Origin of the sequence: Aerococcus sp. NPDC058936, from assembly GCF_042741995.1 — a bacterium.
Classification (GTDB): Bacteria; Bacillota; Bacilli; order Lactobacillales; family Aerococcaceae; genus Aerococcus.
On sequence record NZ_JBHYKZ010000006.1, the window covers coordinates 65,432 to 80,427 of the forward strand.

A 14,996-nucleotide genomic window follows, 5' to 3' on the forward strand; every position below is an offset into this window, starting at 1 on the left:
ACTTCTAAGCTATTTTTCTTCTTTCAATTTTTCTTCTTTAAATTGTGTTTCATAAGCTTGCGTTAACTCAGCCAATTCATCTGGCAATGGCCATTGTGGTGGTTGACCGTTCATGATTTGCACGAATACATTTAAGCAATTATGCCAACCGGTAGCCGTCTGCACTACCCAGGCAAGATCTGAAAATGTATGGTTAAAATGTAATTTAGCACCAGATGCCGTTTCAGAAATCTCCATGCGTATCACATCGCGGCCATCTTCGATAAACTCAAAACCATCTTCAAGTGAAAATTTAGTAATCACACCTTGGTAAAGATTCCCTTCGCCATCGTCAAATTTGATCAATCCGCCCACTTGGCCATCCATTTCCCCTGTTGCGAATGGATACCATTTTGAAAAAATGATTGGATCAGTCAATGCGTTGAATACCGCCTCTTTTGACTGGTAGAAGTCCCTTTCAAAGTATAGTGTATACGAACTTTCGTTTTCAATTAATTGCCCAAATAACATCGTGTTTCCTTTCTCTTATGCTAAATCTAATAGCCTTTGGATATCAATATTCTTATCTGCATCATGACTTGAATCTGTGCTGGATTTTGCTGTAACGCGCCAATATTTGCCGGCACAATTTGCTATGATAAACCATATCTGTCTTTTACCCAACCATACTGCTCAGCTTCAGAAATAGCGGATAGTTTTCACAGTAATAATCTATTTCATCCTGACTCTAGCAATTATGCATCAAAGATATCACTTCATTAAAACGGAAATATGGACCGCCATCCAAAGCGATATAAGGTTGGTTATTTAAAATGAACTCGGCCGTAATAACTTTACCTAATATACTCTCAAAATGTTCAGCTAAACTGGCATCCGGATAATATTCAATGCGCTAAATTTCTGAATTCGGAATCAAATATCCATAGAAGCGAACCGCCTCTTCACAATCGCCGTCACTAAATCATACACAAGGTACAATACTCCCTATTGGGTATTGATCAATCATACGTCACTAATACCTATATAGTTTACCACAAGAAAGTGAAATTTCGAACAGTCTATCATAGTTAGGCCTATCCCTCATAAAAAAAAGAATCCAGCCATTACACTGAATCCTTTTTAGTAAATCTATTTAGGATGTGTTGTTTTTTTATCTTTTTTGTAGATGGCATCGACGATGACGGCGATAGCGTTATCACCTGATACATTTGTTGCGGTACCAAATGAGTCTTGTGTGATGTATAAAGAAATGGCTAATTGGTTGAAGGCTTCTGTTAGACCAACCATTGGTAAGAAAGGTAAGGCTGACATGATAGCCCCGCCTGGTGCACCTGGTGCAGCGACCATAGCGATCCCTAACATCATGATGAAACCAGCCATTGTACCAATTGAGATTGGCATTGAGTACATCATTAAGATGGCTGTCACACAAGATGTGATGGTAATCATTGAGCCAGCTACATGGATAGTGGCGCATAGTGGCACAACGAAGTTAGCTATTTGCTCGGAGACGCCATTTTTCCTTGCAATTTCTACGTTTGTTGGAATGGTTGCGGCAGATGATTGGGTACCAGCGGCTGTTAACCAACCTGGAATTTGGTTTTTCATTAATTGAATTGGATTCTTGCCGACATAAGCACCAACCACACTGAATATGATTGTTAGGTATAGCAGGTGCAAAACAATAGCGGTTAGTAATACGCGCCAGAATACTGACATAACGGCAAATACTGAACCTGAATATGACATATCCGCAAAATTGAAGAAGATATAGAATGGCAGGAATGGAATCACGACTGTTTGTAAGGTTAAATCGATGACCTTACCGAAGTCTGTAAAGACGTTTGCCAAGGCTTCACCATGTCCGCGAGCTCGTAGCCAAGAAATCCCCAAACCTAACATAAAGGCAAAGATGATGGCTGTGGTAACTGAAAACATGGGTTCTAGACCAATTGAGAATAAGGCGGTTGCCCCTTCACCTGATTCCTGAATAGTATTTGCCAAGTCGGAGGTGATAAACATTGGGAATATATTGCTGGCAACGATGTAAGCTAGGATACCGGCAATGATTGTTGACCCGTAGGAAATGGCTACGGTGATCCCTAAAAGTTTACCCGCACCTTCTGCTAGTTCGGCGATACCTGGAATAATCAGGCCGACGATCATCAATGGAATGATAAAGGCCAGGAACTCGGAGAATAGTCCGGATAATGTTTTTAATACTTGGAAGAAAATTTCTGGTAGAAAACCAAATTGGCCAACAATGATTCCTAATATAATTGCAATTACTAATTTCAAGGCTAGCGGTATTTTAAACCCCTTCTTTGCCATATGAACAACTCCTCTAAATCATTTCTATCTCAAAAAGAAAAAAGTCCCAAATCAACTTGGGGCTTAACTTATTATTATGAGATTACTGCTTCTATTTTAACAGACTTTTAATGAAACACACTAGGTAATTTCGCTAAAATTGCATTCGCTTCTTGCCATTTCGGAAAATATTGGTCCATTAGCTGGTAGAACCGCTTGGTATGGTTGGTTTCTAGTAAATGGACTAATTCGTGAACAACGACTGATTCTAGGCAAATTAACGGTGCGGCGACCAAGCTTAAACTAATCCAGATGCGTTTCTTCTGGATATTGCAGGTTCCCCATCTGGTTTTCATTTGCTTGACCCGAAATTCATTGGCCCATACGTCCATATGTGCCATCATTTTAGGCCCGGTAATCGCTAATTGTTCTTTCAACTCTTGTCTGTAGAAGGCTATCAAGACTTGTGCCCGCTCATCCTGGTCCATTCCTGGTTTGACAGTTAAAACTAGCTGGTCATCCACTAATTGGCAAGATGTTGGCCCCGGTTTTTCAATGACTAGTAAAGGATAGGATTGGCCCCATAAATAATGGTTTTCACCAGTTTCATAGTGTTTGACTTGGTCTTGATAGCGGTTTTGGATATCCGCCTGCATCCGCTCAATTTGTGCTAAGTTATTTTCCACGAAGGCGACAATAGCGGCTTTACTGGCATATTTAGGTGCTGAAATACGCAGGTCCCCATGCGGCGGGACGGCTTTTAAGGTCAAATTTTTATAGTTGGCCTGCTTGGTTACTTGAACGGGATAGCCCGCAATGGTCATATCAAGTTTAATAACTGGCACCTCCTCTCGCGATTTTATGGCAAAATGACTACCTTATTCACTCTTGTTAATTTCTGCAATGAGGTTATCGTAATTGACTGTGGCGTTCATGAAAGCTGCATCATCCGTTGCGAAATGCTGGTGGAAGTCGGTGACGGTTTGGACGGATACGTCTGCATGATTAATCGTGTAATCAATGATGTGGCCACCAAAGTTCTTGTCTTCACTGATAAAATGGCAATGAAAACCTTGTTTAACTACACCTTCAAATAGGTAAGGACCGTAAATCCCGATGCAAGTGCCCTTGACGTTTTCTTGCTTGAATTCGGGTTGCTTGCGACTGGCTTCGATAAAGCGTGGGAAAGGTTCTTCAACGCGCGGAATGACTCGGGTATGCATGAAATCAAAAGACCCTTCGATGCGGATGACTGAAAATGTCGATAAGGATTTCAATTTCCCTTTTAGGAACTGATGCCATTCATCTAGGGTAAATAATTCATTTATCGTGAAGGTTTGATCAGGGGTAAAGTCAGTCACAGCGGCATACGGCACGGTTTCATCCCCTTTTAAAACGATTAATTTGCCATTTTCCTTGGCTTGGTATGCCTTACCGTCAATCACGATCAATTCCCCATCTAAATGGTCCATGGTGCCAATCCCATAGTTACCCTCTTTTAATAAGGATTCTATGGTTATCGACCCATCGAAAAAGCCCGCCATTAAGTCACCTAATGTTTGATGTTGAAATAGTTTCGCCATATCTGTCTCCCCGTATCGTTTTCTGTGCACAGTTCATTTTCATTTTATTTAAACGATGGCACTTCTTGTCATGTCCATACTACCTTTTTTACCCTCGTCTCGCAAGCTATTGCGGGGGTGCCAGCTTGAAATTGTTGACCCTTTTTCCTATACTTACTAGTACTTACGAGACAAAAAATTTGAGAGGAGTGGTTGGATGATTTCGCACGAGTTGCCTTTGATGCCGATTGGCGAGGATGAGAAGCGGTGGATGGCGGAAATTACTGGTGATGATGAGACGTTTGTCTTGAAGCGGGATTTTCAGCCTGAGATCCGGCCCGGCGTATGGGAAATTTATGACGGTTGGTACCAAATTCACGGCCAATTTCCTGGCATTTCACCCTTTGAGAAGGAATATGTCCTCGTGCAAAATGGGCAAATGACGCGCCACCTTGACTTTCGCTATATGATCAGTGCCCTACCAAAAATTAAGGCCTACGAAGACCAGCGAAAAGAACGGTTAGCATACCAAATCACCAAAGTCCTAGATGAAATCTACGAAGAAGTGCCCTACGACGGGGTTTCAGACGCCATTCTAAGCCAAAAAGAGGACATGTCGATGGTGGAAACATCTAGCGAATTGGTCAAAGGGCTAGCCAACATCTTGAAGCAAAAAGACGACATCATCAAAAAATACCAGACATATTACGACCAAGCAGAAGACTTGTGGTAGATAGATAGGAGCTGCGACAAAAGTCGCTGCTCTAATCTTCCAAAGGTTCCTTTCTTGGTGTCGGCTCTTACACCTTAAAAAGCCGAACAATTACCGGAAGTAATTGGCGTATTTTGGAAACCATCGAAAGAGTTTGACTTTTGTGGGACAGCCGACGAAACGGCGAATTAATTTATGCTGATTTTCGCTCGTCCCACGCTCCCAAGAAGCATAGGGGTGGCTGAAATAGACATCAGCTACATCTTGCAGAGCATCGTGTAGCCCCGAAAACTCCGAGCCATTGTCGGAGGTCACGGTCTTAAATAATTGATCGAAGTTAGCGCCAGCCCGTTCTCTTAGATGTTGAACCGCTTGGTCCACCGATTCGGTGTCCTTCCCGTTCAACTTTAGGATGACTTCAAAGCGTGTCTGCCGTTCAGCCAGCGTCAGCAGCACGGCATCCGGCTTGGTCTGTTTCCCAAGACTGTGTCAATTGCCCAATGACCGAATGTTTCCCGGGTTTCAACTTCTTTAGAGCGTTCTTCAATTGATGTCCCGAGAACACGCTTGTTGGGACGGTGTCCTGGGCGGCCCGCTTTGATTTTACGGGATAGTTTTTCAAGCAAGTCCATGTTCTTTGTTCGCATGATTCCGCGGTCAATCCATTGATAAAGAGCAGTTGTTCCAGGAATGATGGCACAATCGAACAGCGCGTGTTTTCTGGCAAATCCGACTACGACGTCCGGCGACCATTTTTCATTTAACATTTTGTCATCTGCCCAGTCAATGAAGGCATTTGTGTTCGCCCATTTGGGGCGTCTGCCACAGTTCAGTCGTTGATTTTCATAGAAGGCCTGTCCTGCATCAGCGTCATAAACAGAATAGTAGGTGTCATACACTTTTCCATTTTGGAGCTGAACCCAAAAGGAATCCGGGCAGTTGTCGAGCAACAATTTGAAGTTGCCAGACAGATTCTGGATGCGGGGCTTGTGCCAATCATTGAACCTGAAGTCAACATCTATAGTGAGAAAAAAGATGAAGTGGAGACTATTCTGAAAGAAGAATTGCTGCGGAATCTGGATACCTTACACGAAGACGATCATGTTATGTTGAAGTTGACAATTCCTACTGTGGCTAATACTTATAAAGAAACCATTGACCATCTAAATGATCTTCGGGTCGTGGCCCTTTCCGGCGGTTATTCAAGGGATGAGGCAAACGTAAAACTGAAAGAAAATGATGGTTTGATCGCCAGCTTCTCCCGTGCTCTCTCCCAAGACCTGAACGTCAACCAGACCGATGAGGAATTTAACACCGCATTAAAGGATGCAATTGATAGCATTTTTGATGCTTCCGTAAATAAAAAGGCTTAGAAAGACAGAAGTAGAATGCTGTGACGATCATTTTTAAGAGGATTTACAGATGTAAAATGAATATAAGGAAAAATACCTCCTTCACGAAAGGCTTAGCAGTTGATTACGTGAAGGAGGTATTTTTGACAGCAGGAATCGCTCGGCCTTCCCACTTTTCCATTCCATTTGATCTAAAAGAAACATAAAATACTTTTCTGAAGGTTATCTTTCATATCGATGTTTCCTTTTTTAATCAGAGACGGCAAATCAAAACCCTTCTCTTGCCTATTCATGGCAGGTAGCACAGGCAACAAAAATGCCTGCGACATATTTGTTGATTCTGCTATGAAATAGTTCTTGACGAATCGTTTTTTCGTCCCTAGAATGTATGGACGTATCACTGACAAAGGTCATTTAGGAGAATTAGAAAACATGGAAAAAACGGAATTGAAAAAAAGTATCAGCGGCTTGACTGCGCTGACAGTATTAGTGGGTACTGTAATTGGAGCGGGGGTCTTCTTTAAGCCTACAGCGGTGTATTCTGCTAGCGGGGCTCCGGGTGTTGGGCTGTTGGCTTGGTTTGTTGCCGGTATCATTACCATCACTGGTGGTCTGACTGTTGCTGAAATTGGCACGATTTACTCGGAATCGGGCGGATTAATGCTGTATATGGAAAAAGTATATGGAAAGATTTGGGGGTTTCTGGCTGGATGGGCACAGATGATTGTTTATTTCCCAGCAAACTTTGCGGCTTTGGCCATTATCTTTGCGACGCAAGTTATCAATCTTTTCGGGTTAAGCGATCAATTGATCATTCCCATTGCGATTGGGACCGCCCTCTTTATAGCCCTCATGAATTTTATGGGAACGAAGCACGGCAGCAGGATTCAAAATGTCGCTACTTTCCTGAAACTTATTCCTCTTTTTATTATCATTATTGCTGGGTTACTTTATCCTGGAGGAGGTCAACAGAGCCTTATGCCTTTTGTTTCAGAAGACCATTCTTTCCTGACTGCTCTTAGCTCAGCACTGGTTGCCACCCTTTTTGCTTATGATGGTTGGATGAACGTGGGGACGTTGGCGGGAGAGATGAAAAATCCCGGGAAGACATTGCCTCGTGTGATTGTCGGCGGACTCTCCATCGTGATGGCCGTTTATCTTGCAATCAATGTTGCCTATCTTTTTGTAGTCGATAGCGCTACTCTTGCAGGTACTGCTACCCCTGCAGCAGCTGTTGCTTCTAAACTGTTTCCAGGTATTGGCGGCAAATTAATCACGGTGGGAATTTTAATCTCTGTTTTTGGTGCAATGAATGGCTACTTCATTTCTGCTATGCGCATTCCCTATGTACTGGCAAAAAGAGGATTGCTTCCTTTTGCTGATTGGTTCGGTGTTTTGCATCCCAATACTTATGTCCCAATAAATGGCGGCATAATGATTGTTTCTATCTCTGTCGTGATGATGCTGTCCGGTTCGTTCAATCAACTGACTGATTTGATTGTATTCGTTATATGGATTTTCTCTACCATGACTTTCCTGGCAGTCATTATCCTGCGGAAAAGAAAACCCGCAATTGAGCGCTCTTACAAAGTGCCACTCTATCCCTTTATTCCGCTGATAGCAATTGCAGGAGGCTTGTTTATTTTAATGAGTACTTTGCTGACGCAGCCGCTCAACGCTTTATTGGGAATCGTCTTGACTCTGTTAGGTGTTCCTGTTTTCTTATATACTCAAAAAAATCAAAAAGCTCCCGTTTTAATTGAAGAAGAATAATATTGGCATAGATTATCGAACAAGCAGCCCCATATGGAAGCTGCTTGTTTTGCATTTTTTTGGGGTGGTTTATAGGGATTTGGGGAGGTTTGTATAGTACAGAACTTTTTTATGAGCTGTATCATACACATTTCCTAAAGAAATGAATGACGACGAGCAGTAATGATACGTTCGAAGAAAAAAATAGAAACAAGCTCCGAATTTTGGAGCTTGTCTCTATTTGAATGCTCTATTCAATTTTAAAAAGGCGCGTACTGACATGACTTTCTTTCATTTCCAAAAAGATAAATGTATCTTCTTTTTCTGGGAAAGCAAGACTCGATAATACTTTCAAACCATCATTGAAAAAGATTTCTACGGATGAAGTATCAACGAAGATATTCATCTTCAACTCTTTGTTTGGAAGGAATTTACTTTGACGTGTTGATTTTGTTTCATTCATCTTTCCAATCCCTACATTCGTGCGGTCTACTTCAACAAAACCTCGTTCTGAGTCAAAATCAACTTTTAAGTAGCGAGTCCGCTCTTTATTTGCCAAAAGATAGAGGATCCCTTGTTGATTTTCAGGAAGAAGAATTTCTAATTCATAAGCATTTTCATCTGGCTGGTGTAAAGTTACCAAACCATTTATTTTCTCTGCTTTTTCTTCAAGCAATCGTTTAGTTTTGTTCATTTCTTCTACAGGATATTGATATAATTGGTTTCCTTTTACTTTCAATTCCTTCACTAAATTTAAACAATTTGTCCAACCATCTTGGTAAACAGGATACTCATTTAATGAACGCGAAATAATATTCCTATTGCATGAGCAAGGAAAGTCTTTGGGATATATTTCTAAGCAACTAAATCGTGCAAAATCAACAATTTCAAGATAACTAATGCGGAATGCTATTCAAGAAAAAAGTTATCCCCCTCAAAAGCACAAGAAAAGTATCAGCAAAGAAAGAGAAAGAAGTGTGGTCGTAAACGCATACTTCTAGATAAAGAAATTCATTCTAGGGTAAAAAGACTCTATTTGGAAGAACAATGGTCTCCAGAGGAGATTAGTGCCCGAATTAGACTGGAAAGAAATCAGCAAGCTCTTAGTTATAATACGATTTATCGTGCAATATATCGCGGAGATTTTGATGAACCGAATCTTTCTCACGGCAATAAAGGTGCAATTCGTAAGTTAAATCATCGAGGTAAAACACGACACACAAAAAATTATCGAGAGCGCCGTGGAAAAATACCAATTTCGAATACGATTCATGAACGGCCATCTGCTGCCAATGAGCGCCTTGAGATTGGTCATTGGGAAGCTGATACTGTAGCCGGTAAAACAGATAGGGCTTATATTGTAACTCTAGTCGATCGTAGATCTCGTTTTTCCCTACTTGGTAAGGTTGAAAAGAAAATCTCTAAAAATGTGATTGATTGTATGATCAATCTACTAAGAAATGTAGGAGAAGATAAATGTAAAACCGTTACACCCGATAGAGGAAAAGAATTCTCCCAACATAGTCGAATAACGCTAGAATTAAATGGCACTAAAGTGTATTTTCCAGATCCACATGCTCCATGGCAACGTGGTACAAACGAAAATACTAATGGTTTATTACGAGAATATTCACCCAAAGGTGAAGATATTTCAGGTATTTTCAATAGTCAAATTCAAGAATGGGCGAATAAATTAAACACGCGACCACGGAAATGTCTAAATTGGAAAACCCCTTATGAAGTATTTTTTAATGAATCGTTGCACTTAATTTGACAACTGAAGATATATTTATTTCGACTATATATCTATTTCCATTTCGCTTCTGCTGTTGGTTCATAAGCAGCCATTTTCTCTAACAATACTTCTGGATCTCTTTCAACCAACAACATATCCCGGTATTGTTGATGCATAAATCCATGATCGACTTGGAAATCCAAAAAGTCCAACAAGCCATCATAGTAGTTATTCACATTCAAAATCCCGATTGGTTTATCGTGGTAGCCAACTTGCTTCCAAGAAATCACTTCAAACAACTCCTCCATGGTCCCTGGACCACCCGGCAAGGCCATAAAACCGTCAGATAATTCAATCATCTGTGCCTTCCGTTCGTGCATCCCTTGGACAACGAACAATTTAGTCAGGTCAGGATGTTGAATATTGTTATCCGCCAACTTCTGTGGCACAACGCCCATCACATCGCCGCCAAAAGCCAATGCGCCGTTCGCTACAGCAGCCATACAGCCCACATTTGACCCACCATAAACCAAAGTTCGCCCCGATTTAGCAATCACTTCACCGACTCTTGTCGCCATCTCCTCATAAACCGGATCATCCCCAACAGCCGACCCCAAATATACCGCAACACTTTCAAGTTCCATCCACAACACTCCTTCTTTCCCAATATTTTAGCCAAACCATCAGCATCTGACAAGTCCCTCCACCTGAAAAAGGGCGAAACGCATCTTGCTGGCATTCTCTATCAAGCACCCACATTGACTCACCCCACGCATCCTGTCATAATTTAAATAGAAGAGGTGGTTATATGACAACAATATTAGATAAAATTGCATACGAAAACTTACAAGACCAAGTAGTGGTGGATATCCGTGACAATACAACCTTCCGTCAAGGTCACTTGCCGAATAGTTTGAATGTCACAGCCAAGCAAAAAGACAAATACTGGGATAGCTTGGTCAAAAACAAAGAGAACCTTGTCATCCTTACAGATAGGGAAGAATCACTCGGTGACTTTGAAGACCTAGAGCCAAACGCTTATCTTCTTTTTGAAGATATCCCACAAGAAGTATTGGTGACAAGCGCGGAAATCACAGCAGCAGATTTCTTACAATTACCTGATGACAATGACTATATTTTATTAGACTTACGTCATCCAGATGAAATTACTCGCCCAGCACCAGAGAAAAACTTGGTCAATATTCCACTAGAAAAGCTAGCGGATAACTTAGAAAAAATTGATAGCGACAAAGATATTTACCTACTCTGTGGATCAGGCGGCCGCGCCACAGCAGGTGACGCCTACTTAACAGCACATGGCTACAACAAAACACATGTCATCGAAGGTGGCATCAAAGCAGTCATTCAAGCACAAGGGGAATAATTGTTTTGGCTGTATTTCAGTTTGCTATATTACTTTACTGAGAAGAATCTCCACTAATATTGTTAAAAAGATAGCGATCGCCAAGTCAGCGGTTACTATCTTTTTTATTTGAGTGATTGTTTTTCCGAAATTTGAATGGTTTTTTTATCGTATTTTTTTATACATTAGTGTATGATGGATATGCATTATATGTTATAGGGAGGAATAGGTCATGTTGAAAAGATTACCCATTCTATTATTAACAGGTTTGCTTTTAACTGGTTGTGCTGGAAATGAACAAGAAAATGGCGATGGGCCTCAAGAACAAGCCATTTCTAGTGAATTTTCAGAGGCTACCGATACTAATAGTGGTGAGGGTGCAAAAAGCACTGACCCAGATGAGGCTACTAAGGAAGAAAGAGATAATCAAGTAGCTAACTATTATATCGATCCTGAGACCTCAAGTGTATTGCCGGCCAATGAGGATGCGAACCCTAATGTTGTACTCGCCACTGTCGATGATGTACCAAGGAAATTACCCGAAACACCAACATCGTCAGTAGAGGAAGCACAAGCAATGGCCGATCGCGGCATTTACGGGATTTTCTTCGTCAACGGTATGTACTTACAAGGGGAAGATGGTGAAGAAGGTCGACAGGCATTAAAAGAGATTGCCGACATGGGCCATGTGATTGGTAACCATACGCTTACGCATTATAGTCTTGACCAAGTGCCTGACGAAGAAACCTTGCGTCACGAAATTATTGGTAACCAAGATATCATTGAAGAAGTTGTTGGTTATCGCCCACAATTCTTCCGTCCGCCACACGGTATTGGCATCCCAGAATTAGAGGGGATTTTAGAAGAAGAAAACATGGTGGCGATGAACTGGTCGTATGGTTTTGATTGGGACGAAAACTATTCAGACCCAGCGACGCTAGCAGATGTCATGGTGAACACTGAATTCTTATCTCCAGGCGCTAACTTACTCATGCATGACTTAACTTGGACCAACGAAGCGATGCCGGCCATACTAGACGGTATCCAAGTCAAAGGTTACGAATTTGTTGACGCCCGTGACATTGCCACCCGAGACGAAATGGCTAACTTATAATCTAACCACTCTTTTTTGACAAATATTTATACAAGCAAAAAGATAGTGTCTGTTTAAGTTAACATTCACTATTTTTTTGTATTGGTGATTAATTTGACTATATTGAGAAATTACCCATCATCATTAGCATTTATTTATATTCTGTAACTATTGAATGTATTCATGAATTACCTTAAAGCAGAGGACCTATCTATTAATCAACAAAAGTTACTAAATAGCGTTGAAGCTAGAGACTTCATGTTTTAATTAATCTTTTATTTCTTTTTTCTTTAACAGCACAATGTTTTCTAAATGTGCGGTATGAGGGAATTGGTCGATTGGTTGCACTTCTACGACTTCGTAGCCAAAGTCGAGTAACCAAACTAGGTCGGCTGCTAAACTTTTCGGTCCGCATGAGACGTAAACAATACGGTCGGTGCCGAATCGACCGATGGCACGCATGACTTTACCGCCCGCCCCGTTACGCGGTGGATCTAATAATAGTAGGTCTGGTTGTCCCCAAACATCCGGTAAAACCCGCAATCCTGTTCTGGCATCCGAGGCCATAAAGAAGGTATTGTCTAGGTTGTTATCCGCGGCATTTCGTTTGGCTGAGTTGATTGAGTTCTCTACGATTTCAATCCCTGCCAGTGATTTTGAAGCGGCTGCTAATGGTAATGAAAAAGTCCCGATGCCACAGAATAGGTCTAATACTTTCATATCCTCTTTGACTTGGGCCATGTCAATCGCTGTTTCGACCATCTTATTGGCTTGGACAGGATTTACTTGGAAGAAAGTATCTGGCCAAATACGGAATTTAAAACCTTGTAGTTCGTCGTTGATATAGTCACGACCGTGAATGAGATAGACATCATTGTCATACGAACGTTCGGTGCCCCCATTTTTCTTCAACCATTGGAAGGAAACGATCCGTGGTTGCGCGTTCAGTAGGCGTTGGGTAAGGTCTTCAATGGCTTCAGTATAAGCTTCCGGTGCTTCTAAAGCGTAAATGGCGACCATGATTTCTCCTGTTGCAAATGATTGACGCATCAATAGGTTGCATAGCAAACCTTCTTTAGTATCTTTATCCAAGCCTGGGAATTTGTAGTCTTTCTGCCATTTGGAGACAACTTTTTTTATGGCAATCATCTCTTCTGGTGCTAGGATGGAGTCTTCTAAGTCGATGACTTTGCGGTAATTTCCTTGTTGGTGCATACCTAGTGACCCGTCTACGCCAAAGGTTAATTCCATCTTATTGCGGTATCGGTAAGGATTGTCCATGCCGATGATGGGTTTGACTAAGTTGGTATCAAAGCCATCTTCTGCTAAATAACCCTTAATCAGATTTTCTTTGTGGGTTAGCTGGTCTTCGTATTTCATAAATTGTAGGGGCGCGCCGGCAGCCATTTCTCGGTCTACTGGCATATCCAAATTCCGCATGGGACTAGGTTCCAGCAATTCGTCAAATGATAGACTGGCTTTATGACGTCCTTTGGCGTTGGGCACAGTCACGCGAACTTTGTCTCCTGGGACGACATTATCGATAAATAGTAGTAAATGTTTTCCGTGGGGGCCTTTTTCTGGCGGATGGATATAGCGCACAAACCCCACGCCTGTATGGTCCAGTTTCTCAACTGTTACCTCAAGAACTTCTGTTGGATATAGATCTTTCTTCAATGTTTCACACCTCTTCTGGCAATTGTCAAGAAATTATAACAGTTTATACGAAAAAAGACTAGGTTTCCCCAGCCTGATTTCTACTATTATCTACTATATATGGGACGGTAATTTATTCCCCGCGGTAGCGCATTTTCAACCCATTTAGGAAGTTACGTGCGTACCGGTCGCCACATGGTTTGTAGTTGCGGTGGCCTTCTTTACGTAAGACGGCACCTAATTCACTTTTAGTTAAACGGCCGCCAGCATCTTCCATGATCTCATGTAATTCTTCTGTAGTTAGTGACAGGGCAATCTTCATTTTCTTCAATAATAGATTGTTGGCATTGTCGTCAGTTAACTCTAGCTTTGGTTCCGGTGCCCCTTCACGGACGCCGCGCTGGGAAGTGATGATCCCATTTAAAAAGCGCTCAAAGCGTTCATTGTCTAAGACCTCTTCATACTCACGTTCATACTCGTCTTCTCCAGTACGGGTTGAAGTAGTGAAAGCACGTACTTGATCAGCGGTAACACTTGCCCCACCCATGTCGAAAATTTTTACAACATCTTCATCTTTGATATCTAAAGCATAACGCAGGCGCGTTAGTCGGTCATTATTATTCATTTTATCTCAACCTCTCTCAATATTTATTATAACAGATTAACCATCACGGCGGGCATCTGCTTCAGTAATTTCACGGATTGGTTTACAAGGGTTTCCAACTGCAATCATATTTGCTGGGATATCTTTTGTGACAACTGAACCGCCACCAATGACAGCCCCGTCCCCAATCGTTACACCCGGCATGACTTTCACACCACCACCAAACCAGACGTTGCTACCAACTGTGATGGGTTTGGCGTACTCTAAACCTTTGTTGCGACGGTCTGCATCTAGTGGGTGGCCGGCTGTATAAAAACCGCAGTCTGGTGCGATAAATACATTATCTCCGAAAGTAACTTTAGCTCCGTCTAGAATGACTAAATTGTGGTTGGCATAAAAGTTTTCCCCGACTTCAATGTTGAACCCATAATCACAATAAAATGGCCCTGCAATTTCAAATCTCTCGCCCGTTTTGCCTAGTAACTGGCGGATAATGTCTTGACGCTTAGCTTCTTCTTTAGGACGGGCATGATTGAAGTCGTAGCACAATTCCTTGGCGTCCGCTCTAGCGTCAATTAATTCTTGGTCGTAGTTGGCATCATAAATCAGCCCAGCTGACATCTTGTCTTTTTCGCTTGTCATCGATTAAAACTCCTTATATCATTAACCTATTTCTTATTGTTTAGTATAACAAAGTCTATTTATAAGAAGAAATAACTATCATCTTAATCATTTACAAATTTGTCTAGATTGAATGACGCGCTTAACGTGCTGATTTCGTTAAAAAATTTAAGTTTTAAGTCTCATATTAAAAAGGCCAGGGCTAATTCCCGACCTTTCATGCTAACTTAATTCTT

Annotated in this window: 17 protein-coding genes and 1 pseudogene; 7 read left to right on the top strand and 11 right to left on the bottom strand. The window is 41.6% G+C overall.

The genetic code is table 11. From position 1 onward, the window contains the following. Nucleotides 1-9 precede the first annotated feature (9 nt). The 5 genes from ACFW0C_RS05995 to budA form a co-directional block, all read right to left on the bottom strand. On the bottom strand, nt 10-510 hold the full coding sequence (locus ACFW0C_RS05995) for an SRPBCC domain-containing protein (protein WP_378106223.1): 501 nt from the start codon (nt 508-510) through the stop codon (nt 10-12). A 217-nt stretch (nt 511-727) separates the two neighbouring features. Continuing rightward, the gene (locus tag ACFW0C_RS06000) at nt 728-889 is read right to left on the bottom strand and encodes a VOC family protein (RefSeq protein WP_378106318.1); all 162 of its coding nucleotides are present in this window, start codon (nt 887-889) and stop codon (nt 728-730) included. Nucleotides 890-1,128: 239 nt separating this feature from the next. Continuing rightward, nucleotides 1,129-2,331: a dicarboxylate/amino acid:cation symporter gene (locus tag ACFW0C_RS06005; RefSeq protein WP_378106224.1), complete on the bottom strand. Its 1,203-nt coding sequence runs from the start codon at nt 2,329-2,331 to the stop codon at nt 1,129-1,131. A gap of 107 nt (nt 2,332-2,438) precedes the next feature. Then, nucleotides 2,439-3,155 carry a M48 family metallopeptidase gene (locus tag ACFW0C_RS06010; RefSeq protein ID WP_378106225.1) on the bottom strand — a complete coding sequence of 239 codons (717 nt, stop codon included), beginning with the start codon at nt 3,153-3,155 and terminating at the stop codon, nt 2,439-2,441. A gap of 33 nt (nt 3,156-3,188) precedes the next feature. Beyond that, a complete protein-coding gene (gene budA, locus ACFW0C_RS06015; RefSeq protein ID WP_378106226.1) occupies nt 3,189-3,893 on the bottom strand; it encodes an acetolactate decarboxylase in 705 nt (234 codons plus the stop codon). Between the two features lie 196 nt (nt 3,894-4,089). Between budA and ACFW0C_RS06020 the strand changes: the two genes are divergently transcribed. Next, on the top strand, nt 4,090-4,605 hold the full coding sequence (locus ACFW0C_RS06020) for a hypothetical protein (protein ID WP_378106228.1): 516 nt from the start codon (nt 4,090-4,092) through the stop codon (nt 4,603-4,605). Between the two features lie 90 nt (nt 4,606-4,695). Here the strand turns inward: ACFW0C_RS06020 and ACFW0C_RS06025 are convergent. Further along, nucleotides 4,696-5,483: pseudogene (locus tag ACFW0C_RS06025) on the bottom strand (IS30 family transposase). A gap of 9 nt (nt 5,484-5,492) precedes the next feature. Between ACFW0C_RS06025 and ACFW0C_RS06030 the strand changes: the two are divergent. After that, nucleotides 5,493-5,957, top strand: coding sequence for a hypothetical protein (locus ACFW0C_RS06030; RefSeq protein ID WP_378106230.1), 465 nt, complete (start codon nt 5,493-5,495; stop codon nt 5,955-5,957). Between the two features lie 411 nt (nt 5,958-6,368). Beyond that, complete coding sequence (locus tag ACFW0C_RS06035; RefSeq protein WP_378106231.1) at nt 6,369-7,709, top strand: APC family permease; 1,341 nt, start codon at nt 6,369-6,371, stop codon at nt 7,707-7,709. Between the two features lie 229 nt (nt 7,710-7,938). Here the strand turns inward: ACFW0C_RS06035 and ACFW0C_RS06040 are convergent, their stop codons facing one another. After that, nucleotides 7,939-8,382: a GH32 C-terminal domain-containing protein gene (locus tag ACFW0C_RS06040; RefSeq protein ID WP_313551724.1), complete on the bottom strand. Its 444-nt coding sequence runs from the start codon at nt 8,380-8,382 to the stop codon at nt 7,939-7,941. A gap of 127 nt (nt 8,383-8,509) precedes the next feature. Between ACFW0C_RS06040 and ACFW0C_RS06045 the strand changes: the two genes are divergently transcribed. Beyond that, nucleotides 8,510-8,584 (top strand): helix-turn-helix domain-containing protein, encoded by a 75-nt coding sequence (locus ACFW0C_RS06045; RefSeq protein ID WP_378106320.1) that lies wholly within the window; start codon nt 8,510-8,512, stop codon nt 8,582-8,584. After that, a complete protein-coding gene (locus tag ACFW0C_RS06050; protein ID WP_378106322.1) occupies nt 8,581-9,462 on the top strand; it encodes an IS30 family transposase in 882 nt (293 codons plus the stop codon). Before ACFW0C_RS06045 ends, ACFW0C_RS06050 begins: the two co-directional genes overlap by 4 nt. Before the next feature lie 32 nt (nt 9,463-9,494). On the opposite strand, the gene ACFW0C_RS06055 is transcribed toward ACFW0C_RS06050, so the two are convergent. Beyond that, nucleotides 9,495-10,067 (bottom strand): TIGR00730 family Rossman fold protein, encoded by a 573-nt coding sequence (locus ACFW0C_RS06055; RefSeq protein ID WP_378106233.1) that lies wholly within the window; start codon nt 10,065-10,067, stop codon nt 9,495-9,497. A 164-nt stretch (nt 10,068-10,231) separates the two neighbouring features. On the opposite strand from ACFW0C_RS06055, the gene ACFW0C_RS06060 reads away from it, so the two are divergent. Together ACFW0C_RS06060 and ACFW0C_RS06065 are read left to right on the top strand one after the other, a co-directional pair. Further along, nucleotides 10,232-10,807, top strand: a complete 576-nt coding sequence (locus ACFW0C_RS06060; protein ID WP_378106235.1) for a rhodanese-like domain-containing protein — start codon at nt 10,232-10,234, stop codon at nt 10,805-10,807. Between the two features lie 211 nt (nt 10,808-11,018). Then, nucleotides 11,019-11,900, top strand: a complete 882-nt coding sequence (locus ACFW0C_RS06065; RefSeq protein ID WP_378106237.1) for a polysaccharide deacetylase family protein — start codon at nt 11,019-11,021, stop codon at nt 11,898-11,900. A 246-nt stretch (nt 11,901-12,146) separates the two neighbouring features. Here the strand turns inward: ACFW0C_RS06065 and rlmD are convergent, their stop codons facing one another. The 3 genes from rlmD to ACFW0C_RS06080 form a co-directional block, all read right to left on the bottom strand. Further along, nucleotides 12,147-13,556, bottom strand: coding sequence for a 23S rRNA (uracil(1939)-C(5))-methyltransferase RlmD (rlmD, locus tag ACFW0C_RS06070; RefSeq protein WP_378106239.1), 1,410 nt, complete (start codon nt 13,554-13,556; stop codon nt 12,147-12,149). Nucleotides 13,557-13,668: 112 nt separating this feature from the next. Beyond that, nucleotides 13,669-14,160 (bottom strand): DUF1456 family protein, encoded by a 492-nt coding sequence (locus ACFW0C_RS06075; protein WP_378106240.1) that lies wholly within the window; start codon nt 14,158-14,160, stop codon nt 13,669-13,671. Between the two features lie 36 nt (nt 14,161-14,196). Then, entirely contained in the window at nt 14,197-14,781 is a 585-nt protein-coding gene (locus ACFW0C_RS06080) for a sugar O-acetyltransferase (protein WP_378106241.1), read from the bottom strand. Between the last annotated feature and the right edge of the window lie 215 nt (nt 14,782-14,996).